General features: G+C 69.2%; 13 protein-coding genes. 7 read left to right on the forward strand and 6 right to left on the reverse strand.

Going from position 1 to position 21,539, the window contains the following annotated elements:
- Nucleotides 1-39 precede the first annotated feature (39 nt).
- Entirely contained in the window at nucleotides 40-10,671 is a 10,632-nt protein-coding gene (locus BLW81_RS19660; RefSeq protein ID WP_235632340.1) for a BTAD domain-containing putative transcriptional regulator, read from the reverse strand.
- Between the two features lie 134 nt (nucleotides 10,672-10,805).
- On the opposite strand from BLW81_RS19660, the gene BLW81_RS19665 reads away from it, so the two are divergent.
- From BLW81_RS19665 to yaaA, 3 genes are all read left to right on the forward strand, one after another.
- Complete coding sequence (locus BLW81_RS19665) at nucleotides 10,806-11,942, forward strand: alkaline phosphatase family protein (protein WP_083408618.1); 1,137 nt, start codon at nucleotides 10,806-10,808, stop codon at nucleotides 11,940-11,942.
- A 253-nt stretch (nucleotides 11,943-12,195) separates the two neighbouring features.
- The gene (locus BLW81_RS30000) at nucleotides 12,196-12,807 is read left to right on the forward strand and encodes an NlpC/P60 family protein (RefSeq protein ID WP_083408619.1); all 612 of its coding nucleotides are present in this window, start codon (nucleotides 12,196-12,198) and stop codon (nucleotides 12,805-12,807) included.
- A 31-nt stretch (nucleotides 12,808-12,838) separates the two neighbouring features.
- On the forward strand, nucleotides 12,839-13,585 hold the full coding sequence (yaaA, locus tag BLW81_RS19675) for a peroxide stress protein YaaA (RefSeq protein ID WP_083408620.1): 747 nt from the start codon (nucleotides 12,839-12,841) through the stop codon (nucleotides 13,583-13,585).
- Nucleotides 13,586-13,600: 15 nt separating this feature from the next.
- On the opposite strand, the gene BLW81_RS19680 is transcribed toward yaaA, so the two are convergent.
- Nucleotides 13,601-14,095: a hypothetical protein gene (locus BLW81_RS19680; protein ID WP_083408621.1), complete on the reverse strand. Its 495-nt coding sequence runs from the start codon at nucleotides 14,093-14,095 to the stop codon at nucleotides 13,601-13,603.
- A gap of 118 nt (nucleotides 14,096-14,213) precedes the next feature.
- Between BLW81_RS19680 and BLW81_RS19685 the strand changes: the two genes are divergently transcribed.
- On the forward strand, nucleotides 14,214-15,077 hold the full coding sequence (locus tag BLW81_RS19685) for an oxygenase MpaB family protein (protein WP_083408622.1): 864 nt from the start codon (nucleotides 14,214-14,216) through the stop codon (nucleotides 15,075-15,077).
- On the opposite strand, the gene BLW81_RS19690 is transcribed toward BLW81_RS19685, so the two are convergent.
- Both BLW81_RS19690 and BLW81_RS19695 read right to left on the reverse strand, forming a co-directional pair.
- Nucleotides 15,074-15,971, reverse strand: a protein-coding gene (locus BLW81_RS19690) for an IS5 family transposase (RefSeq protein WP_407662274.1) whose coding sequence is annotated in 2 segments (ribosomal slippage) — nucleotides 15,074-15,626 and nucleotides 15,625-15,971 — 900 coding nt in all. Because the reading frame shifts where the segments join, the coding sequence is not laid out codon by codon here. The two genes, BLW81_RS19685 and BLW81_RS19690, sit on opposite strands and share 4 nt — an antisense overlap.
- Nucleotides 15,972-16,017: 46 nt before the next feature.
- The gene (locus BLW81_RS19695; RefSeq protein WP_083408623.1) at nucleotides 16,018-17,649 is read right to left on the reverse strand and encodes a fatty acid--CoA ligase; all 1,632 of its coding nucleotides are present in this window, start codon (nucleotides 17,647-17,649) and stop codon (nucleotides 16,018-16,020) included.
- A gap of 97 nt (nucleotides 17,650-17,746) precedes the next feature.
- On the opposite strand from BLW81_RS19695, the gene BLW81_RS19700 reads away from it, so the two are divergent.
- The 3 genes from BLW81_RS19700 to BLW81_RS19710 all read left to right on the forward strand — a co-directional run bounded on the left by BLW81_RS19700 (nucleotide 17,747) and on the right by BLW81_RS19710 (nucleotide 20,007).
- Nucleotides 17,747-18,109 carry a hypothetical protein gene (locus BLW81_RS19700; RefSeq protein WP_083408624.1) on the forward strand — a complete coding sequence of 121 codons (363 nt, stop codon included), beginning with the start codon at nucleotides 17,747-17,749 and terminating at the stop codon, nucleotides 18,107-18,109.
- 75 nt (nucleotides 18,110-18,184) lie between these two features.
- Nucleotides 18,185-19,033 carry a hypothetical protein gene (locus BLW81_RS19705; protein WP_083408625.1) on the forward strand — a complete coding sequence of 283 codons (849 nt, stop codon included), beginning with the start codon at nucleotides 18,185-18,187 and terminating at the stop codon, nucleotides 19,031-19,033.
- 38 nt (nucleotides 19,034-19,071) lie between these two features.
- The gene (locus BLW81_RS19710; protein ID WP_083408626.1) at nucleotides 19,072-20,007 is read left to right on the forward strand and encodes an alpha/beta fold hydrolase; all 936 of its coding nucleotides are present in this window, start codon (nucleotides 19,072-19,074) and stop codon (nucleotides 20,005-20,007) included.
- Here the strand turns inward: BLW81_RS19710 and BLW81_RS19715 are convergent.
- Nucleotides 20,004-21,239 (reverse strand): enhanced intracellular survival protein Eis, encoded by a 1,236-nt coding sequence (locus BLW81_RS19715; protein ID WP_083408627.1) that lies wholly within the window; start codon nucleotides 21,237-21,239, stop codon nucleotides 20,004-20,006. The genes BLW81_RS19710 and BLW81_RS19715 overlap by 4 nt on opposite strands.
- 28 nt (nucleotides 21,240-21,267) lie before the next feature.
- Complete coding sequence (locus tag BLW81_RS19720) at nucleotides 21,268-21,486, reverse strand: hypothetical protein (RefSeq protein ID WP_083408628.1); 219 nt, start codon at nucleotides 21,484-21,486, stop codon at nucleotides 21,268-21,270.
- Nucleotides 21,487-21,539: the final 53 nt, after the last annotated feature.

Genomic DNA, 21,539 nt, shown 5'->3' on the forward strand with positions numbered 1-21,539 from the left:
CCGCCTGGGCGAAGAATCGCGCCTTTTACCGCCGCCATTTCACAATCGGCGGTTATCGAGGGGTGCCGGTTGGATGAGTTCGTCGAAGCGCTCCAGCGCGTGGGCGCGGTCGTCAGGGTCGAAAGTCTCGATATGTGCGACGTGGCCGTCGCGCACGATGTTGATCATCAGGAACGGAATCTCGGTGGCCGATCCGTCGGTGGTGGTCCCCCTGATCACGGCGTGCACGACGACGCCGCAGGCGGAGTGCGCGAGGATCATCGCGGGCACGATCCAGAGGTCGGGTGTCAGCGATGCGAGCGCGCGGATCGACGAGATGTAGTCAGCGGTGGGGCTTCCGAGTTGTCGATGGTTGATGTAGGTGGCGCCGCCGCAAACCGCAGTCAACGCATCCCAGTCGTGATGATTGGTGATCTCGATGATCTTGTGATGTGCCTCGATGGTGTCCGGGTGCTCGACCTCTCCCGTGGCGATCCATCGGGTCGTGAGCTCCGTCATCGCGGCGTCGATGTCGTTCGCGTCGAAAAGCGTTGCGTGGCAGATCTCCCCGTTCGCGCTGATCTCCGTTACCGAGAGATCCTCGACGGTGACGGGCCGACCCGGCGCATCGTGGTCGCGGAACCAGTCACGACAAAGGACCAGACGCTGTCCGCGGACGGCGATCGGTTCGTCGGTCCATTGCCAACTTTCCGGTGCTTCGGACAGCATGCTGGACGCGAATTCCTGCTTGAGGGATCCCGCGTTGCGCAGACCCTTACGACGATCGTCGTATCGACCATCCGGGGTGATGAAGGTACGGAAGGCGTCGAGATCGCGACGGCCGAAAGCCGTTATCAAATCCTCGCGGGTGCGCGTCGCCGCATTCACGAGTCGATGTGCCTGCCGACCGAGCTCAGCGAATCGTGCGAGGGCAGCGTCGATTTCGGATTCGTCGAACACTTCACAGCGGCTGATGGCGTCACCATCGACGGTGAGCAGTATGACCTCGCGCCATTCACCGTCGAAACCCTCCTGCGACGTCGCCTTCACGATCTGGGTCACCACGGCTGCGGTGCCGTCGAGTCGATGGACATACTCGGCGTAGGCGTGAATCTCCGGGACCACGCGCCATGTGGCGTCGACGAGTGCCATCTGCTCGCCGGGTGCGAACGCGGTGCCGCCACGCCGGTGGTCGATGTTCACCCAATCTGGTGTGGTCTTGAACAACTCTCGCCTGTTGAAGGCGGCGTACCCGTCCGCGACTGCCGCCCATGTGCGCGCGTACGTCGCCGCCTCGCCGGCGAGATACCGGGCGTCGAGTTCTGCGAACGCCGCCTCGATGCCGTCGGAGTCGAAGGCCACGGCGAAGACAATGCGTCCCGTGTCGTCGACCTCGGTGAGCATCAACAACTCGACGGCGACAGGCGACCCGGTGTCGGCGGTGTCGCGGATGGTGTCGAGGTGCAACGACAGGCGTTTGCCGCGAATCGCCAATGTCGTTGCTTCCCAGTGCCAGCCGGGCAGCGCTTCAAGGAGCGTTGCCGTCGCGAAGTTGCTGTCGACGGTGCCGCTGTCGCGAAGCCCCTGTCGCCGGTCCTCATACCGGCCGTCGTGCAGCGCCAGGAACTGCTCGACGTCGCGGCTGTTGTACCCGTCGGCAAGCTTCGAATGGGCGTGCGTGGCAGTGTTCTTCAGCCGTGCCGCGGAGCTCAGTTCGTCGAACCGCGCCAGCGCGGCGTCGAGGTCTGCTTCGTCGAAGGTCTCGCTGCGGTTGATCGTGTGACCGTCGACCGTGAGGATGTGCACCGTCCGCCACTCGCCTTCGAAACCGGCTTTGGACGTTCCGTACGCAACATGCGTGACGACCGCACCCACGGGGCTGAGACGGTGCACTGCCTCGATGTAGTCCCGCATATTCGGCGTGACAGCCCAGGCGGCGCGGATGAAAGCCGTCAGCTCGCCGGGGCCGAAGCAGGCCGCTTTGCGATGGTCGATGTTGACGAAGTCCGCTGTTGTCGAGACGAATTCGCGTCGGTTGAGCGCGGCGTATGCCTCAGCGACGAGCGACCACGCTTCCGCACTGCCCGCGGCTTCGCCTGCAGCGAACCTTGTGTCGAGCTCGTCGAACGCTGCGTCGAGGTTCTCGACGTCGAACACCACGATCGTCGTGGCGACCGGTTGCGTGGTGTCCAGTTCGACGAGGTTGAGCACCTCGGGTTCGGTGCGCACGCGGATCAGCACGAGCCGTTGCCCTCGGGTCGCCACGACCCGGGTGCTGATGTCGCCGGTCCCCACCTCGGCGAGCGCTCGCATGGCTTCGACGAATGCTTCGCGGCCGCGTCGAACTCCGTCATTGACGACACGTCTGCGATCGTCGGCAGTGATATCGGCGGCCAGGTACTGCGCCATTGCCGTCCAGTCGCGTGCTGAAAAGTACCTCCAGATTCCTTCCGCAACTTCACATGCCGCGTTGCCGGGTCGAGCGGTGCTCCCCGTGAGCTCGTCGAATCGTGCCAGCGCGGTGTCGAGGTCCGCTTCGTCGAACAGTTCCACCCGGCTCACCAGGCCGTGTTGGACCTCCAGAACGTCGACGGTTCTCCATTCAGCGTCAAAGCCCGCATGGGAGGTGCCGTGAGCGGCGTGGGTGATGACCGCGCCGCGTTCGGTCAGGCGGTGCACATCTTCGATGAGGATGCGGTAGTGGGGGGTCTGCCGCCAGCCTGCGTCGACGTACGCGGTGAGGTCGGTCGGTTCGATCGCGGACGTCACGACCTGCCGGTGATCCACCCCTACCCATCCGGGGGCAGTCTTGGGGAGCCGGTGCTGGTTGACCGCAGCGAAGTTCGCGGCGATCACCGACCAGGTGGCCGCACGGTCGGCGCACTGAGTGGCCGAGAACCGGGCATCCAGTGCGGCGAACGCAGCATCGATGTCGTTGGGGTCGAACACGGTGACCGCGGTCAGTGTGTCGTCATTGAGCTCGATCACCTGCAGGGCGTCGGCGTGGAACGACTCATCGCCGGCGTCCGAGAACCGGGAGCGGGTGAGGGCCAGGCGCTCACCCCGGGTGGCTGCGACGACGAAGCTGACGGTGGTGAAGCCCACGTCGGAGGCGGCCTGCAGGTCACCGATCTCCGCTTCTCGGCCGCGCCGGATCCCCGCGTTGATCGTGTGCCGGCGGTCGTGAACAACGAAGTCGTCGTCGACGATCGCGCGAAGACCATCCCAGTCGCGATTCTCGAACAGCGTCGTGAAACGCAAGATCATGCGATCGATCGCGGTGGCGGGTGGACGAGCGGCTGCTTCCAGCTCCTGCAGGCGCGCCAGTGCAGCGTCGAGGGCGGCCTCGTCAAAGAACTCACATCGGGTTGCGCGGCCCGCGTCGACTGTCAGGACCTGAAGGATGGGCCATTCGGCGTCGAAGCCTTCTGGCGAGGTGCCACGCGCAACGGCCGTGATGACCGCACCCAAACGTGAGAGCCGGTGTACCGACGCGATGTCGGTGCGCAGATTCGGGATGAATCCCCTTGCCGTGGCCACGATCTCCGTCATGTCCGTCGCGGGGAACGACGCGACTCGCCGATGGTCTACGCCTACCCAGTTAGTCGGGGTGGGCTCGTGGCGGTTGAAGGCTGCGTAGAGGCCGGCGATGACGCACCAGGTGTCCGCGTGGGTGGCCGCTTCCGCGGCGAGGAATCGGCTGTCGAGCTCGGCGAATGCCGCGTCGAGGTCGTCGGGGTCAAAGACCATGGCGACGCAGAACCGGCCGGAGTCGTCGACCTCGAGGAGGTTGATGACATGGGTGTGAAAGGCCTCCGGTGACTGGTCGGCTCCTGCCTGCACGCGGATGAGCAGGAGTCGATCGCCGCGCGTCGCGAGAATCGTGGGCTCGAGCGACATGACCCCGAGGGCGGCGGTCGCCTGCATCTCGTCGATCGCAGCACCCTTGCCGCGCCGAACCCCGGCGCCGACCACCGAGCGGCGGTCATCGATGAGGATGTCGTCGGCGACGACCTCAGACATCGTCCGCAGATCGCGTCGCGCATAGCCGTCCTGTAAGCGCCGGTACGTGCCCATCGCGGCGTTATCCGGCTGCCGTGCTGGGCGACTGAGTTCTTCGAAACGGGCAAGTGCAGGCTGTAGATCCGTCTCTTCGAAGATCTCGACCCGGCTGATGCGAGTGCCGTCGACAGCGACGAGGGTGACGCACCGCCATTCCCCGACGGAGCCCTCGCGAGACGCCCCTGTCGCGACCCGCGTCACCACGGCACCCGTCGCGTTGAGCCGGTGAACGGTCTCGACGTAGTTACGGATGTCTGGAACCAGCTCGAAAGACGCACGCACGAACGGATACAACTCGCCGGTCGCGAAAGTGGCGGTCCGCCGGTGGTCGACGGACGTCCAGTCCGGCGTCGTCGGTGGTAGCTCGTGCCGGTTGAAGCCGCTGAATGCACTCACCAAAAACGACCAGGTGTCCGCAAACTCGGCGGCGTCTCCCCCGATGTAGCGGCTTTCCAGTTCCTCGAATGCAGCATCGAGGTCCTCGGGATCGAACTGCGTATGTCTCGCCAATCTGCCGTCGCCGTCGATCTCGACGACGCACAACGGTTCGACGTGAAACGCCTGGGGGCCGGGCGCGCCGGAATATCGACTACGCACCAGCGCGACACGCTCGCCGCGAGTCGCCACGACCGTCACGCCCGTGTTCCTGGCGCCCATGGCGGCGACCGCCTGGATCACGTCCGGCGTCATCAGCTCCGCCATCCCTGCCCAGTCCCGCTGGGAGAAGCAGTTCTGTAGGCGTTCATACATGCGGCTCGCGGCGTTGTGCGTGCCCTGGTGCGGCCGAATGAGCTCTTCGAAACGGCTGATCGCGGCGTCGAGGTCGTTGTCCGCGAAAAGTTCGCAGTGACTGAGCTTTCCCTCGTCGACGCCGAGGACGACGACGTGCCGCCATTCGGCGTCGAATCCGTCGTCCGACGTGCCGTACGCGCAATGGCTGAGGACGACGAACCCATCATCGAGTCGATGCACCGTCTGCACGACGATCCTTGCGTCGGACGTATTGGCCCACGTGGCGCGAAGGTAGGTCGCCATGTCGCCATCCAGGGCTCCGGCGATCTTGCGCCTGTCGGCGATGGTCCAGTCCGGTGTCGTCGGCGGCAGCTCGTGTCGGTTGAGCGTGTGGTAAGCCTCTGTCACACACGCCCATGTCGTCGCGAATGCCGCCGCCTCCCCCGCGAGGTAGCGGGTGTCGAGTTCGTCGATGGCAGAGGCGAGATCGTCGGTGTCGAACGAGATGCAGGCCGTGACCCGGTCGTCTGCGTCCACCGCGGTGATCCGGAGGAAGTCGGTGCGAAAGGCGTCGGGCCGGGGGTCTCTGCCGACCGCCCGCGTGTGCACCAGTGCCAGCCGCTCACCGCGGGTCGCCAGTACCTCCGAGGACATCCGCGCGGTGCCCAGTTCGGCGAGCGCACGCACTTCGGCGAGTTCGGTATCGCCGCCCCCTTCCCGGCGCAGTCCCCGCCGGCGGTCCTCCACGCGCAGCTCGTCGTGCAGCATCGCGGCGATGTCGTCCCACCGCCGCGCGGCGAACAGCATGTTGAACTGCGCGTCGGCGCGACTCGCTGTGTTCTCGAGAGAAACTGACGGAGTGGCGATCTCGTCGAAGCGCCCGAGAGCGGCTTCGAGGTCTGCTTCACCGAAGATCTCGCATCGCATCCCGGTATCACTGTCGACGGCCAAGATCTCGATGAGTCGCCAGTCGGCGCGGAAACCGTCGACCGAGGTCCCGGTGCCCCGCATGGTGACCAGGACAGCGTTCTCGGCAAGTCTGTGCACCGTTTCGATGTACATGCTCAGGTCGGGTGTCAGTTCCCAGGATGTGCCGAGGTAATCCGCCAAACCCGTCGCGCCGATGCTGTGGTGGAGCTGGTGGTCGATGGCAACGTAATCCTCTGTCGTCATAGGTATGTCGTGGCGGTTGAGCGCTACGAAGGCCTCCGAGACCTGTGACCACACGTTGTCGTAGTGTGCCGCTTCGCCGGCCAGGAAACGTGCGTCGAGTTCGGCCACCGCGCCGTCGAGATCGTCGGGGTCGAACGCGAGGTGGGCGGCGATCCGGTCCTCGGCGTCAACCTCCACAACGCTGAGGAATTCGATTCGGAACGCGTCGGAGCGGTCACCTCGGCCCAGTATCGTCGACCGGCACAGTGCGAGGCGATCACCGCGGGTTGCAATGACCGTGGCGGTGAGCGATTCGCCTCCGATCTCCACCACCGCCCGGCTGTTGGCCAGGTGCACGTCTCGACCGTGCCGGATCCCGCCGTTGACCATGCGGCGGTGGTCATGATCGACCATGTCCTCCGCCATGGCGTCGGCCATCGCGTTCCAATCGCGGGTCGCGAACAGCGCGGTGACCCGGTCGTACGCCCGGCTCGCCACGTTGCCGGCCGGCGCGCGGTCACCTGCCTGCCGCGCATAGGCCGCCTCCATCTCGGCGACCGCCGCCGCCAAGTCGTCGGTGTCGAACCAGATCCTCATCGCGATCCGGCCGGCGTCGTCCAGGCCGTACAACTCGAGTATCTCTTCATACGGCGCCGACGGCGCTCTCTCAGCGCCTCCGATACGCAACCGGCACAGGGCTAGCCGATCACCGCGCACCGCCTCGACCACCGAGCTGTGCCGCACCGTGCCGGTGGCCGCCAACCGTTCGGCCAGCTCGCTCAGCCCGCCGGCTGGGATGTCCGCTCCGGCGAAACCGACCACTTTGCGACGGCTTTCGATCACGGCGTCGGCGGCGTACATCTGGCGGTAGTCATCCCACGCCCCGCGGTCGGCGGCCGACTCCAGGCGCCGGACCGCCCGCACACACGCGGTATCCCATTCGGTCGGAGCGGAATCGGCGACCTCGGCGGCGGGCGATGCGCTTTGCCCTCCCAGCAGCAGGCGTGCCTTGTCTGCCAGCGCGGCAGCGCCTTTGAGGTCGAACAGGTTGAGCGCCCGTTCGGCCGCGACGTGCGCTCCGGCGATATCACCGTCCGCTCGCAACACCATCGCCAACACCAGGCAGGCCTCGCCGTGGTCGACCAGCGCGTCGGTGCGTTCGGCCAGCGCCACGGCCGCTTCCGCGACACGACGGGCTTCGTCGTGCTCACCGCGCCGCGCCAGCAGTTGCGCCCGCACGGTCCGCCACGTGATCGAGGCACGCAATCCGTGCCCGGCCAAACGCTCACTCTCGGCGCAGAATTCGTCGGCATCGTCGGCGCGGTCCAGCGCGAGGTACGCACGTGCCAGCAGCGCGGCGGTCTCGGCCGTGTCGGCGTCCAGGCCCATCCGGCGGAACCCCTGATAGGCACGGCGCAGATGCGTCTCCGCGGCCGCGGGATCGTCGGCGACCAGTTCGACGATGCCGGCGAACTGATCGACCTCGAGCAGCGCGTGGCGCATCCCGAGCTCGGTGAGCGAGCGTCTGGCCGAGTCGATCAGTTGACGGCTCGCCGCGGCGCGGCCGCGGAACGCGTCGAGCACACCCTGGCATCGTGTCGAAGTGGCCTCGACGACCGGCGATCCGGTCGTGATGCGCAGCAGCCGCACCACATCCAGGCATCGTCCGCCGGCCCGCGGAACCGGGCTGGGTCCCCACAGCGCCGCGAGCGGGGCGCCGGCCAGCACCGCGTTGACCCGCCGGTGCTCACGGGCCCGTCGCGCCGCGGTGAGCGCCAGGTCCAAAGCCGTCTCGCACTCGCCGATCCGGCCGAGCCGCCCGAGGCAGGAGGCGCGCACGGTATGGGCCTTGGCCTCTCCCGCGGCGTCGTCGAGCTCGGCCAGCTTGTCGGCGGCGGCCTTCAACGCCACTTCGATCTCGTCCAGCCGTTCGGGGTGGGTGAGCATGGTCAGCTCACCGTCGAAGCACGCGCCCCATGCGGCAAGCCGCTCGGAATCGCCCGCCGCCGAGAGCAATTGAGTGATCGCGTCCGCGGCCGCGCTCACCTCGCCGGCCGCCAGCAGCGCCTCGCACCGCGCGACGAGCAGTTCAGCCTGCAACGCCTCACGGTCCGGCAGCTCCTCGTCGAGTTCTTCGAGCGCGTGCAAAGCTCGGTCGTACAGCTCGGCGGCACCCTCGTAGGCCAGCCGCGCCATCGCCTGATCCGCCGCACGGCGGCAGTATTCGACGGCCTTGACCGCGTTGCCCGCCCAAGCGCATTCGAAGTAGTGGTAGGCCAACTCGGCGAGCAGGTCGTCGGATGCACCCGATTCCGCCTCCAGCGTCACCGCGATCCGCTGGTGCAGCCGCATCCGCCGCACCGACGGCAGCTCGGCGAGCAGCGACTGCCGAACGATGGCGTGGTTGAAGCGATATCGACCACCCGGCTCCTCGATGACGATGCCCGCCTTGGCCGCCTCGTCGAATGCGTCGACGAGGTCGTCGCCCACCACGTGCTCGACCAATGTCAACGCGAACCGGCTGCCGACGACGGCCGCCGCCGCCAACGCCTTGTTCGTCTCGGCCGGGAGGCGGGTCAACCTGCGGCTGACCGCTTCCCGCACACCCTGCGGCAGTGTGCTTGCGTCCCACCGCCCGCCGCTTTCTGCCACGTGGCGCAGCGCCTCGATGAGGAAGAACGGATTGCCGCCGGTGACCGCGGCCAACGCGCGGGCCAACTCCTCGTCGTCGTAGCCGGCCTCGGCGACGTAGGTGTTCACATCCTCTTCGCCGAGCCCGGAGAGCTGCAGCCGATCAGCGGTGCCGTCGCGGTGCAGGTCGGCCAGCATCGCGGCCAGCGGGTGGGAGCGGTCGAGGTCGGTGCTGCGGTACGTCCCGAGGATCTGCACGCGGGCGTGCTCGCCGAACCGGAGAAGATGACGCAACAGCAAGAGTGTCGGCTTGGCCGCCCAGTGCAGATCGTCGAGGACCAGGACCACGGGGGTGTTCGCCGACGCCGTCCCCAACAGCGCGACGACGGCGTCGAACAGCGCGTACCGCTCGGTGTCGGGGTCGGCGCGGGTGGGTGCTGCCAAGTCGGGCAACGCATCGGACAGCCCCGGAACCAACGGCAGCAGCGCCTCGACGCCGCGCACCTCGCGAAGCCGCGTCGCACCCAAAGACGGCACCAGCGTCCGCAACGCCTCGGCGAACGGCTGGTACGGCGCCCCGAGGTCCTCGTCGCAACGCCCGTACAACACGACCGCGCCCTGCTCGTAGGCCTCGCGCGACCACTCGCCGGCCAGCCGGGTCTTCCCGACGCCGGGCTCCCCGGCGATCAGCACGGCCCGGGTTCCGGCGGTCAGCGTGGCCTGCCAGGCGGCCAGCAGGCGCTCGAGTTCGGTCGCCCGCCCGACGAACGGGCCGGCGCCCGCGAAAACCGCCGGCAGGCCGGGACGGTCGAGCGGCGCGTCGACGGTCGCCTCCGCACCCCCGGCCGTCTCCAGTCGAAGCTCGAAGACGTGCTCGGGCCGAGACAGGTTGCGCAGCTGCCGCGTTCCGAGGTCGACGAGCACGACGTCGTCGGACAAGGAGTCGACGACCAGTTCGGCCGTCGCGCCCGAGCACAGAATCTGGCCGCCGCCCGCCAGCGACCGCAACCGGGCCGCACGGTTGACCGCGCGACCGAAGTAGTCACCATCGCGGTACTCGACTTCGCCGGTGTGCAGGGCCACCCGGATGCGCATCGGATCCCGCAGGGCCCACGGCTCGTGCGCGATCGCCTCCTGCAACTCGATGGCCGCGGCGGCCGCCGCGGACGGCCGGTCGAAGACCGAGAACGTCGCGTCGCCCTCACCGCGGGTCTTGATCAACCGGCCTCCGCGGAACGTCACGACCTGCTCGACGATCTCGTCGTGGCGGGCCAACGCCCCGGCCATCGCATCGGCGTCGGACTCCCACGCCGCGGTGGACCCTTCGATGTCGGTGAGCAGGAACGTCACTGCCCGTGTCACCGCCGAAAGATGATGCGCAGCAGGCAATTCCAGTGATACATCCTGGGCGACGATGGCGGCCTCCAGGCGGCGCAGATCCGGGCCCGGGTCGACGCCGAGTTCGTCGGCGAGCAGCGCGCGCGCCCGCTGATAGGCGCCGAGCGCCTCGCCCTGCCTGCCCGCGCGGTACAGCGCCAGCATCAGTTGGCTCCACCGTCGCTCGCGCAGCGGTCCGTCGGCGATCGCCGCCTCGAGCTCACCGATGATCTCGGCGGCGCGGCCCGTCGCCAGCAGCGCGTCGGCTCTGTCCTCCACCAGCGCCGCATGCCCTTCGGCCCAGAACGTCGTCTCCGACACTCCGCGCCTGGTCGCCGGAAGCTCGGGAGCGCCGCGCCACAGCGCCAACGCCTCGTCGAACCGCACCACCGCCTGGCTGCCGTCGCCGGTGGCCATCGCGTCGCGGGCCGACCGCGCGGCCGCCGCGTAGCGCGCGGCGTCGACCTGCGCGGTCCCCAGCGTCCACCCCGCGCCCGCGGTGAGCACCGCGCCGTCGCCGAGGCAGCGACGCAACGACGAGATGTGGGTCTGCAGGGCCTTACCCGCGGTGCGCGGCGGGTCGTCTCCCCACAGCAGTTCGACGAGCGTGTCGGCGGGCACCACGGCGCCGGTGTGCAACCCGAGCAAGGTCAGGATACTGCGGGGTTTGGCGCCGGGGATCGCGACCGGCAATCCGTACTGCCGGACCTGCAGAGGCCCCAGCACCCCCAGCTCCACCTCTTGGAGCGTAATCACACCACGATCGTCTGAGAGCCGATTCAACATGCGGTCAAGATTTGGTCAAGGCCACGTTTCCGCAGGTGGTTGCCATGACAACAAGAGCGCAGGGCACGCTGTGGCAGGCTCTCGGTGTGGACCTGCCGGCGCCGGATCCGAACCTCGCTCACCTGGCCGACGTGGTGCCCTCGGTGCTCTCGGCGATGGGCGCCGACGGCTTCGAGCCCCGCATCCCGCTGCGCGCCGACATCGCCGGAGCCTGCGTGCTGCTGATCGACGGGCTGGGCGCCGAGCTGCTCGACACGTTCGCCGCCGACGCGCCGGTGCTCGCGGGACTGCGCGGGCAGACTCTGCAGGTCGGTTTTCCTTCGACGACGGCCGCCGGGCTGGCCGCGATCGGCACGGGCTGCCGGTCCGGGGAGCACGGCTTCGTCGGCTACTCCTTCCGGATACCCGACGCCGGAGTGGTCAATGCCCTGCGGTGGCGGCCGCATCCGTGGGGCGAGGACCTGCGCGGCACCGTCGTCCCCGAGGTCGTCCAACCGATGCCCACCACGTTCGAACGAGCGGCCGCCGCCGGCGTCGCGGTCAGCGTGATCTCCGGCGCCGAGTTCGCCGGCTCCGGCCTGACCCGCGCGGTGCTGCGGGGCGGGAACTACATCGGCGTCCACGCCCTCGGGGACCTCGCCGCGAATGTGCGAGACACCCTGTCGCACAGGGGTTTCTGCTACGGCTACCACAGCGAGCTGGACATGATGGGGCATCTGCACGGGCCGGGCTCGCCGCAGTGGCGAATGCAGTTGCGTCAGATCGACCGGCTCGTCGAATCGGTGGTCGAGGCGTTGCCGCCGGGCGGGCTGCTGGCGGTGGTCGCCGACCACGGCATGGTCACGGTGACGGACGACGAGAGCGTGGACATCGACAGCACGCCCGCCCTGATGGACGGCGTGCAGGCGATCGGCGGCGAGGCCCGCGCCCGACACCTCTATATAGAGCGCGGTGCCGAACACGACGTGCTGACAGCCTGGCGGGCGGAACTCGGTGATCGTGCCTGGGTGCTCCCGCGGGACGAGGCGGTCGCGGCCGGCTGGTTCGGCGAGCGCATCAGCGACGCGGTGCGGCCGCGGATCGGTGAGGTCATCGCCGCCGCGCGTGGGTCCGCAGCCCTGCTCCGACGGTCGGTCGAACCGCTCGAATCTTCGCTGATCGGACACCACGGCTCCCTGACCTTCGCTGAACAGGCCGTGCCGCTGCTGCTCGCGTACGGCTGAGCCTCGCGCGCCCGAATCCGTAACGGATCGGTGATCGGCTGACAGTCAACGAAATTCGTCCGTCACCTCGTCAGTGCCCCGGGAATCAGGTTGCCGTACGGGTCATTTCGACACTGGCAATCGGTGTTGCTGTGTCGGTTCGAAAGACGAAACTTCGCAACCATTTTCGTGAACTGCGCAATACAACCCGCAGCTTGTGGCGGCTGTCACAGATTTTGCAGCCCGAAAAGCGACTCTGTTAACGTCTGGCCGCATGTTTGCTATTGCCACGCTTCTGACGCTTGTGAACCAGGTGTCGGGCACGCCATACGTGTCCGGCGGTGATTCTCCCGCCGGTACGGACTGCTCCGGCCTGGTGTCGTGGGTGACGAACGCAGCGACCGGCCGCCCCGTCTACGGCGACCGCTTCAACACGGGAAACATCGAGCGCGAACTGCTCGAGCGCGGCTTCCAGTACGGCACCCAGCCCGGTGCGCTGGTGGTCGGCTGGAACAGCGGCCACACCGCGGCGACCCTGCCCGACGGCACGCCCGTCTCCTCCGGCGAGGGCGGCGGCGTGAAGATCGGCGGCGGCGGCGCCTACCAGGACCAGTTCACCAAGCACATGTTCTTGCCGGTGGCCCCCGAGCAGCCGGTCGACCCGTCCGCCCCGGTCGTGATGATGGCCGGGCACGAGCCGCCTCCGCCGGGTGCCCCGCTGCCGCCCCCGCCGCCGGGCGACCCGTTCGCCCCGCCTCCGCCGGCCGCCGGCCCGCCGCCCCCGCCGGGTGCCCCGCTGCCGCCCCCGCCGCCGGGCGACCCGCTGGCTCCGCCGCCGCCTCCGGCCGACCCGTTCGCTCCGCCGGCGCCGATGCCGGCCGCCTGAGCGCGGAGCGCACCCGGATAGCCTCTCCGGCGTGATCGTGCTTCTTCCGCCGTCGGAGACCAAACGGGCCGGTGGCGACGGACCGCCGCTGAAGCTGGAGTCGCTCAGCGCGCCGGAACTCAGCCCGCTGCGCGGCGCCTTGGTCGACGAACTGGTCGAACTGGCCGGCGACCCGGCGGCGTGCCGTCGGGCGCTGGGGCTGTCCGCCGCACAGGACGCCGAGATCGACCGCAACGCGCACCTGCGTAGCGCGCCCACGCTGCCTGCCATTCATCGCTACACCGGCGTGCTCTACGACGCGCTCGACGTGGCCTCGCTGCGCGGAGCCTCCGCCGAACGCGCCCGGGCCCGGCTGGCGGTCGGGTCGGCGCTGTTCGGTGTGCTCCGCGCCGACGATGCAGTGCCCGCGTACCGGCTCTCGGCGGGCTCCAAGCTGCCCGGTCAGCCCACGCTGGCCGCGCGCTGGCGCCCGCTGCTGGAACCGGTGCTGGCCGGCTGGGCTGCCTCCGAACTGATCGTCGACCTGCGCTCCGGTTCGTATGCGGCGCTCGGCCGGGTGCCGGGCGTCGTGCGCGCCGACGTCGTCGCCGAGGATTCTGACGGCCGGCGCAAAGCAGTGACGCACTTCAACAAGGCGCACAAGGGCCGGCTGGCGCGGGCGTTGGTGATGACGCGGTCCGAACCCGGCGATGCGGCCGCGGTGGCCGCGGTCGCGCGCCGGGCCGGGATGCGGGTGGAGCGCAGCGGCGACGAGTTGACGATCGTCATCGACGCCTGAGTCGGCGGCTGAGTGCTACACCGGGGCGACGAAGTCGCTGGTGTAGAACTCGGCGGGGTTCTGCGAGAACCGGTCGGGGCGGGTGATGAACACCCAGACACCGGTCGCGTTCGGTTCGATGGCGTCGCGCAGGGTGACCCTGCCGGCTCCCGCCGCGTCGATGAAGATGGGCGCCGCCGTCACACCGGGATCCCCGCCGTGGCAGGTCGCCGATGCCGGACGCGGCATCTGGATAAGCCGCACGTCGTAGTGGATGTTGGGGATCGCCGTGTTCATCTCGATGTCGGCGCTGACCTCCGACCCCGTCCGGTGCACGACCGCCGTCGCCCTGGCGTACCCGGTCGGGCCGTTGAAGTCGGTCTCGCTGAAGTCGCACCGGCGCAGCACCTGGTTGAACGGAACGAACGTGCCGCCGGCCTGACCCGCGGCGGTGCCCGCCGTCACCGGCGCGAGTGGCGCCAGCACCGCAACCGCGGCGGCCAGGCCCATCAACCGTGTCTGTCGGCGCATGCGCTTCCCGTTCCTCTCGTCGGCGGCCCGTCGTCGTAACCGTAATCCACCCACCGGCGCCGCCGGAGCACTTCGCCGAGGCGGCGGCCGAGCGGATGGCCGCGCGTACGGTGAAGGCATGAGCGTGTTGCCGGACCTCGGGAGCGTACGCAAGGGCCTGGGTCGCAGCCTGTTCGGCATGGTTGCCGGACCCGACGGGCCCGCCAACCGCGCGCGCATCCACGACACGCCGGGACCGCGCTGGTTCGGCGAGGACCGGCCGATCCGGCGGGTGCACGCCGACGCGTCGATGTTCGTCGGCGGGCTGCGCGCGCTGCTGCTGCAGTCGCTGCACCCGCTGGCGATGGCCGGGGTGGCCGAGCACTCCGACTACCGCGGCGATCCGTGGGGCCGGCTGCAGCGCACCAGCACCTTCCTCGCGGTGACCACGTTCGGCCCGTCCGCCGACGCGCAGCGCGCCGTCGACAAGGTCCGCGGAATCCATCAGCGCGTGCGCGGTGTGGCCGCCGACGGCCGGTCCTACCACGCCGCCGACCCGCACCTGCTGGAGTGGGTGCACGTCGCCGAGGTCGACAGTTTCCTGCTGGCGCACCAGATGTACGGCGAGGCGCCGCTGGACCAGCGCGGCCGCGACGGCTACGTCGCCGACACCGCGCGGGTGGCCGAGGCGTTGGGCGTCGTGGATCCGCCGCGCAGCGAGAAGCAACTGGCCGAGCGTCTCGAAGCGTTCCGCCCCGAACTGCGGGGCACGGCCGCGGCGCGCGACGCCGCCCGGTTCCTGCTTCTGACGCCGCCGTTACCACTGCCTGCCCGCGCGCCATACGCGGCGCTGGCCGCGACCTCGGTCGCGATGCTGCCCGCCTGGGCGCGAACACCGTTGCTGCTGCCGTACTTTCCGCCGGTCGAGGCGACGGTCATCCGGGTGTCGGGCCGGGTGCTGGTCGGCGGGATCCGCTGGGCGCTGACCGCGGCGCGCACCTAGGGCGTGTCTGATAAATGTGGCAGCCAGAGGGTGATGGCCCGTAGGACTGCTGCGCCGCGGTAGACGACTGCGAGTTTGTCGTAGCGGGTCGCCAGGCCGCGCCACTGCTTGGTGGTGTTGAAGCCTCGTTCGATCACGTTGCGGCTCTTGTAGTCCGCGGTATCGAACGCTGGTGGCCGTCCACCGCGTGACCCTCGGCGTTGGCGGTGGGCGATCTGGTCGGACGGTTGTGGGATCACCGCGACGATCCCGCGACGACGCAGCTCAGCGCGGATGGCGCGACTCGAGTACGCCTTATCGCCGCGCACTCGGTCGGGTCGGGTTCGTGCCGAACCACCGCGGAGTCGGGGTACCCGCAGATGGGCCAGCAGGTGCTCGAAAACCGGCGCGTCGTTGGCCTGACCGGGCGAGACCAACACCACCAGCGGGCGTCCACGGCCGTCGACGAGATGATGAATCTTGCTGGTCAAACCCCCGCGAGAGCGGCCGATGCCGTGGTCAGGCGGCTCGATGCGCGGATTCGTGTAATTCGACCCAGCCCCCTGTGTGGCGAGTGAGGTTCGTGCCGTGTTGATGGGCGCGGGCGATCGTGGAGTCCACCGATACCGACCAGTCGATGATCCCGGCGGCGTGGGCTGCCGAGAGCAGTCGGGTCAGCACCGCGTCCCAGGTCCCATCAGCGCTCATCCGGCGATGCCAGGTCCAAATCGTCTGCCACGGTCCGAACGCCTCGGGAACATCACGCCAGGCGATTCCACACCGGTACCGGTAGATGATGCCTTCCACCATTGACCGAGCATCCCGAAAAGGCCTGCCTGGCTTACCCGTCGGAGCAGGTAGCAGGTCCTCGATCAACGACCACTGCTCATCGGAGAGCAACTGAAACCGTGACATCTCTCAAGCCTCAGGCATAACACCTGAAACCTTTGTCAGACACGCCCTAGTCGCGGCACTCGACGACGTCGTAAGCCCCCTCGGCGTAGCGGCTGCGCAGGACCTTCTTGTCGAACTTGCCGACGCTGGTCTTGGGCACCTCGTCGATGAACGTCCACCGTTCCGGCAGCCAGAAGCGGGCTACCTTGTCGCTCAGATGCTTTCGCAGTTCCTCGGCGGTGACCTCGGCGTCGGGGTTGGCGACGACCGCCGCCAGCGGACGCTCCTGCCAGCGGTCGTCCGGCACGGCGACGACCGCCGCCTCGAACACCGCGGGATGCTCCATCAGGGTCAGTTCCAGCTCCACCGAGGAGATCCACTCGCCGCCGGACTTGATGACGTCTTTGGCGCGGTCGGTCAGCGTGATGAATCCCTGCGGGTCGATCCGGCCGACATCGCCGGTGCGTAGCCATCCCGAATCGAACTTGGCTGCGTCGGCGTTCTGGTAGTACGAGCCGGTGATCCATGGGCCGCGAATCTCGATCTCACCCACTGCTTTACCGTCGTTGGGCAGCACGGCGCCCTCGTCGTCGACGATGCGGATCTCGACGCCGCACAACACCCGGCCCGCGGCCGCGCGCAGTGTCCAGTGCTCGGCGCCGGTGGCTTCCGGCGGCGGGGTGGCGATCGCGGCCAGCGGTGAGGTCTCGGTCATCCCCCAGCCCTGCCGGATGACCACGCCGTAGCGCTCCTGGAACTCCTTCATCATTCCCAGTGGGACGGCCGAACCACCGCAGCACACGGTGCGCAGCGAGGAGATGTCGCGGTCGGGGTTGGCGTGCAGGTACTTCAGCACGTCGTTCCAGATGGTCGGGACGGCACCGGCCACCGTCGGGCGGTGTCGTTCGATCAGGTCCACCAGCGGTGCGGCCTGCAGAAACCGGTCCGGCAGAAGCAGATCCGCGCCCGCCATCATCGCCGCATATGGTTGGCCCCACGCGTTGGCATGGAACATCGGCACGATCGGCAGCACCCGGTCGCCGTCGACCAGACCGATGTTGTTGGCCGCGCACACCGCCATCGAATGCAGGTATGTGGACCGGTGGCTGTAGACGACGCCCTTGGGGTTGCCTGTCGTGCCGCTCGTGTAACACATTGCGGCCGCGCTTTTCTCGTCGAGATCGGGCCAGTCGTATTCGAGCGGCCTGCCCGCGATCAGGTCGTCGTAGCGGATCACCGTCTTGCCCGCGGTGCTCAGCGGTTCCAGGTCGCCGTCGCCCACCGCGATGACGGTGTGCACCGTGTCGAGCTTCGGCAGGATCGGTGCCAGCAGCGGCACCAGCGAAACATCAACCAGCACAACGGAATCTTCGGCCTGATTCGCGATGAAGGCGATCTGGTCACCGGCCAGGCGGATGTTGAGGGTATGCAGCACCGCGCCCATGCACGGTGCGGCGAAGTAGGTCTCGAGGTGCTCCTGGTTGTTCCACATGAACGTCGCGACCCGCTGGCCCGCAGTGACGCCGAGGTCGGCCAGCCCGTGCGCCAACTGCGCCACCCGGGTCCCCAGTTCGCCGTAGCTGATCTCGCGGTGACCGTCCGCCGTCGCAGTGATCGCCTTGCGGCTCGAGTGCCACCCGGTGCCGTGCCGCAGGATCGCGGTCACGGTGAGCGGAAAGTCCTGCATCGTGCTGTCCATCGCTGCCTCCCCTGCGCCGGACCGGATAGCGACATGATCTCCGACGGCACGGTCTTTGGGCGGGAAACCGGGCAATGCGCCGATAGCATCGACCGTCATGACGCAGCCGAGCTACCCCGCACCGGTGACGACGCGTTCGGTGTCGGGTGTCGATCTGGCGGTGTCGATCACCGCGCTGCTGCTGACCGTGGTGATGATCGGGGTCGGCGCGGTGTTCGGGATGTTCTCGCTGGCGTTCCTCGATCACTGCCCGCCCGAGTCCTGCAGCGAGCAGGGCGCGGTCAACGCGGTCTTCACCGCGGTGCTCGTCGCCGGCGGTATCGGTGTGACCGGGCTGGTCGTCAAGATCGTGCAGCTGGCCCGCCGGCGGCGCGGCTGGCCGTTCGCCGCGGCGACGTTCGGGCTGTGTCTGCTCACCTTCGTGCTCGGCGGTGTCGGCCTGAGCACGGCCGTCGGCTGAAACCGGCCGCGCCAGGCGGTAACTGGATTACCGTTTGCGGTTGGTGTCGTATCGACCTGTGGATGGGAGCGCCGCGTGCTGCGGGATATCCGGGAACTGACCGACTCGCCCGAGGAGTACGCCGAGGAACTGCGCAGGCGGTGGGGCGGGCTGCTGAGCTATCGCTACATCGGCCGCAGCTACGCCTCGATGGATCTGGTCGAGGAGGACAACACCGTGGAGGTGCGGCGCGACATGCGCAACGCCGCAGGCGGCCTGTTGTTCGCGGTGCTGGGCATCTCCGCGCCCGAGAGCGGGCACATGTCGGATCTGGAAGCGGTGCCCAACCCCGTCATCCACTCGTGTCAGATCCTCGATCCCGGCGACGGGGTGCAGCGCTTCGAGGTGATCTCCGAGGAACTGCGGGTGGGACGGCAGATGGGCTACAGCCGCGCCAAGATCGTCGACGCCGACGACCCGGGCCGGACGCTCGCCCTGATCGAAGGCCAGGGCGTCAGCATCGGCACGCCGCCGGAGGGCCTCGAGCGGATGGAGGCCAACCCGCTCGAGATCGTCGACTCCCCCGATCTGCCGCCGCTGTGGCAGGTGTTCGGCGGCTACCGCCGGCCCGACGGCCGGTGGGGCCTGCCGGAACTGTCGGTCGAGGTGGCCAGCCCCGACGCGGCGCTGCACATCGGCCCGCAGTTCGTCATCCTCGAGACCGCCGCGATCGACGCCGCGGCGGCCGCGGCCGGCACCGATCGCGTGCAAGGGCTGTCGTGTCACGTGATGTTCATGGCGCGCGGTAAGGCCGGCCCGTTCCGGGTCGACACCGAAGCGGTGCTCGGCGCGGACGGCACGGTCGCCGTGCGCGTCCTGATGCGCGACGAGGGCGTCGAGGACCGGGTCGTCACCGCGGCGTCCTACGTGTTCCGGACGGTATAGCGCGAATCGGCCGATGTGTGCCGTGCGACACTTCGGGCATGGTTGTCGCAATCGCCCGCCCCAAGCTCGAGGGCAACGTCGCCGTCGGTGAAGACCGTCGCATCGGGTTCGCCGAGTTCGGCGACCCGCAGGGCCGCGCGGTGTTCTGGCTGCACGGCACACCCGGAGCGCGCCGGCAGATCCCGATGGAGGCGCGCCTCTACGCCGAGAAGGCGAACATCCGCCTGATCGGGCTCGACCGGCCCGGGATCGGTTCGTCGACCCCGCACCGCTACGAGCAGGTCGTTGCGTTCGCCGACGACCTGCGCACCATCGCCGACACGCTCGGCATCGACCGGATGGTCGTCGTCGGCCTGTCCGGCGGCGGCCCCTACACCCTGGGCTGCGCGGCGGCGATGCCGGACCGCGTGGTGGCGGCCGGCGTGATCGGCGGCGTGGCGCCCACCGTCGGGCCCGACGCGATCACCGGCGGGCTGATGGGCAACCTCGGCACCCGCGTCGCGCCGCTGCTGCAGGTGGCAGGCACCCCGGTCGGCCTGGTGGCCTCGGCGCTCATCCGGTTCATCAAACCGGTCGCCTCCCCCGCCGCCGACCTCTACGGCCGGGTGTCGCCCGAGGGCGACCGCCGGCTGCTGGCCCGCCCCGAGATCAAGGCGATGTTCCTCGACGATCTGCTCAATGGCAGCCGCAAGCAGCTCGCCGCACCGTTCTCCGACATCGTCGTGTTCGCACGAGACTGGGGCTTCCGGCTCGACGAGATCACCGTGCCGGTGCGGTGGTGGCACGGCGACGCCGACCACATCGTCCCGTTCCGTCACGGCGAGCACGTGGTGTCGCGGCTGGCCGACGCGCAGCTGTACCCCATGCCCGGGGAGAGCCACCTCGCCGGGCTCGGCCGCGCCGAGGAGATCCTGCAGACGATGATGAAGGTCTGGGACGAGTACCAGGACTCGGCCGAGCAGCAGCGGTCCTAGAAGCCGAAGCCCAGCGCCGCCTGCACCTCGGTGGCGAACGCGGCGTCCAGCGCGGTGACCGCCGCGGACGTGGTGGCGCGCAATCGATTCGCCGTGGCGAACGCCGACGCGCGGTGGCTACCCAGATACAAACTGCCGAGCACGTCGAGGTCGATCTCCACCTCCGCGGCGGCGTCGGTGGGTGCGCACTGCGCGCGGCCGTCGCGGATCTGAAGCGCGAACCGCCCGCCGGTGCCGCGGAACGCGTCGCTCACCGCGACGACCGTCGACACGTCCGCCGCGTAGGTGCGCGCCTCGAGCGCGGCCGGGATGTCGACGATGCGCAGCCACAGGTCGTCCTGGTGATGCGTGAGGCGGGCGGCCCGCGGATCGGTCAGCAGATACGGCAGCGGGTCCGCCGGATGCGTCGCGAACCGCACCGTGTCCACCAGGTCGAGCCCGATCAGCGCCCGGCACAGCGCGACGTGTGCATCGTCGGTGGCCGGGATGAGCTCGGCGACGCGCACGAACATCGGGTCGTCACCGAAAACCCGGTACAGCGCGTAGCCGCCGGGATGCAGCAGCGTGAACCAGGCGCTGCCGCCGCGGCGCTGCTCGTCACGGTCGGCGAACAGCTCGTCCCACAGCGGGCGCGGCCGCTGCAGCCCGCCGGGCGTCGCCGTGCGCCACCGCTCGTAGAGCGCCTCGATCTCGTCGCGGTGGTCCGCGGCGGCGACGATGCGCACGCCGCCGGGATCGGGCGCGTCGTCGCGGAACCGCGCGGTTCGGCGGTCGACGGTGAGTTCCTGCTCGATGGTGGCGGCGCCGTAGCCGAACCGGCCGTAGATGCCGCCCTCGCTGGCGGTCAGCCCGGCCACCGGATAGCTGCGCTCGATGCGCGTGTGCAGCTCGGTGAACATCGCCCGCAGCAGACCGCGGCGCCGGTGCGTCGGCGCCACCGCGACGATCGTGACGCCCGCCATCGGGAGCACCGCTCCGCCCGGCACCGTCAGCCGCAGATCGAGATAGTGGGCCATGCCGACCACGTCGCCGCCGTCGCAGGCCAGCACGGAACCGTCGGCCGCGATCAGCGTCCGCCACGCCTGGAACGTCGCGGGCGCGTTGTACACCCCGAAGCAGGTGGCGTCGAGCCGCGCGATGGCCGGCCAGTCGGCGTCGGTCGCCGACCGGATTTCTAGCGAGGTGCCAACCTGTTGATCTCGGGCGTCCAACACGGATCCCGACGCTGCCATACCGGCGTGCGTCGGTGCACCCCGTTTTTCAGCGGCTGCGGTCCAGCCAGCCCGAGACGGTCGGCAGGTCGCGGGAGTAGGCCATCAGGATGTCGTCGTGGTAGAGCGCGCCGCCGCTGATCGCCTCGGTGCCGCGCCAGATCACGTGGACCCGCACCGGGCTTCGCGTGTAGTAGTCGGTGCGGTCGGCGTCCCGGCGATGCCATCCGGCCGCCTCGGCGCGCTGCGACAGCTCGTCACGCGTCATCGGTACCTCCTGTGTCGCCCACGTACGTTAGCCGATCGGCGACCGGCGGTACG

Origin of the sequence: Mycolicibacterium rutilum (genome assembly GCF_900108565.1) — a bacterium.
In the GTDB taxonomy this organism is placed as follows: Bacteria; Actinomycetota; Actinomycetes; order Mycobacteriales; family Mycobacteriaceae; genus Mycobacterium; species Mycobacterium rutilum.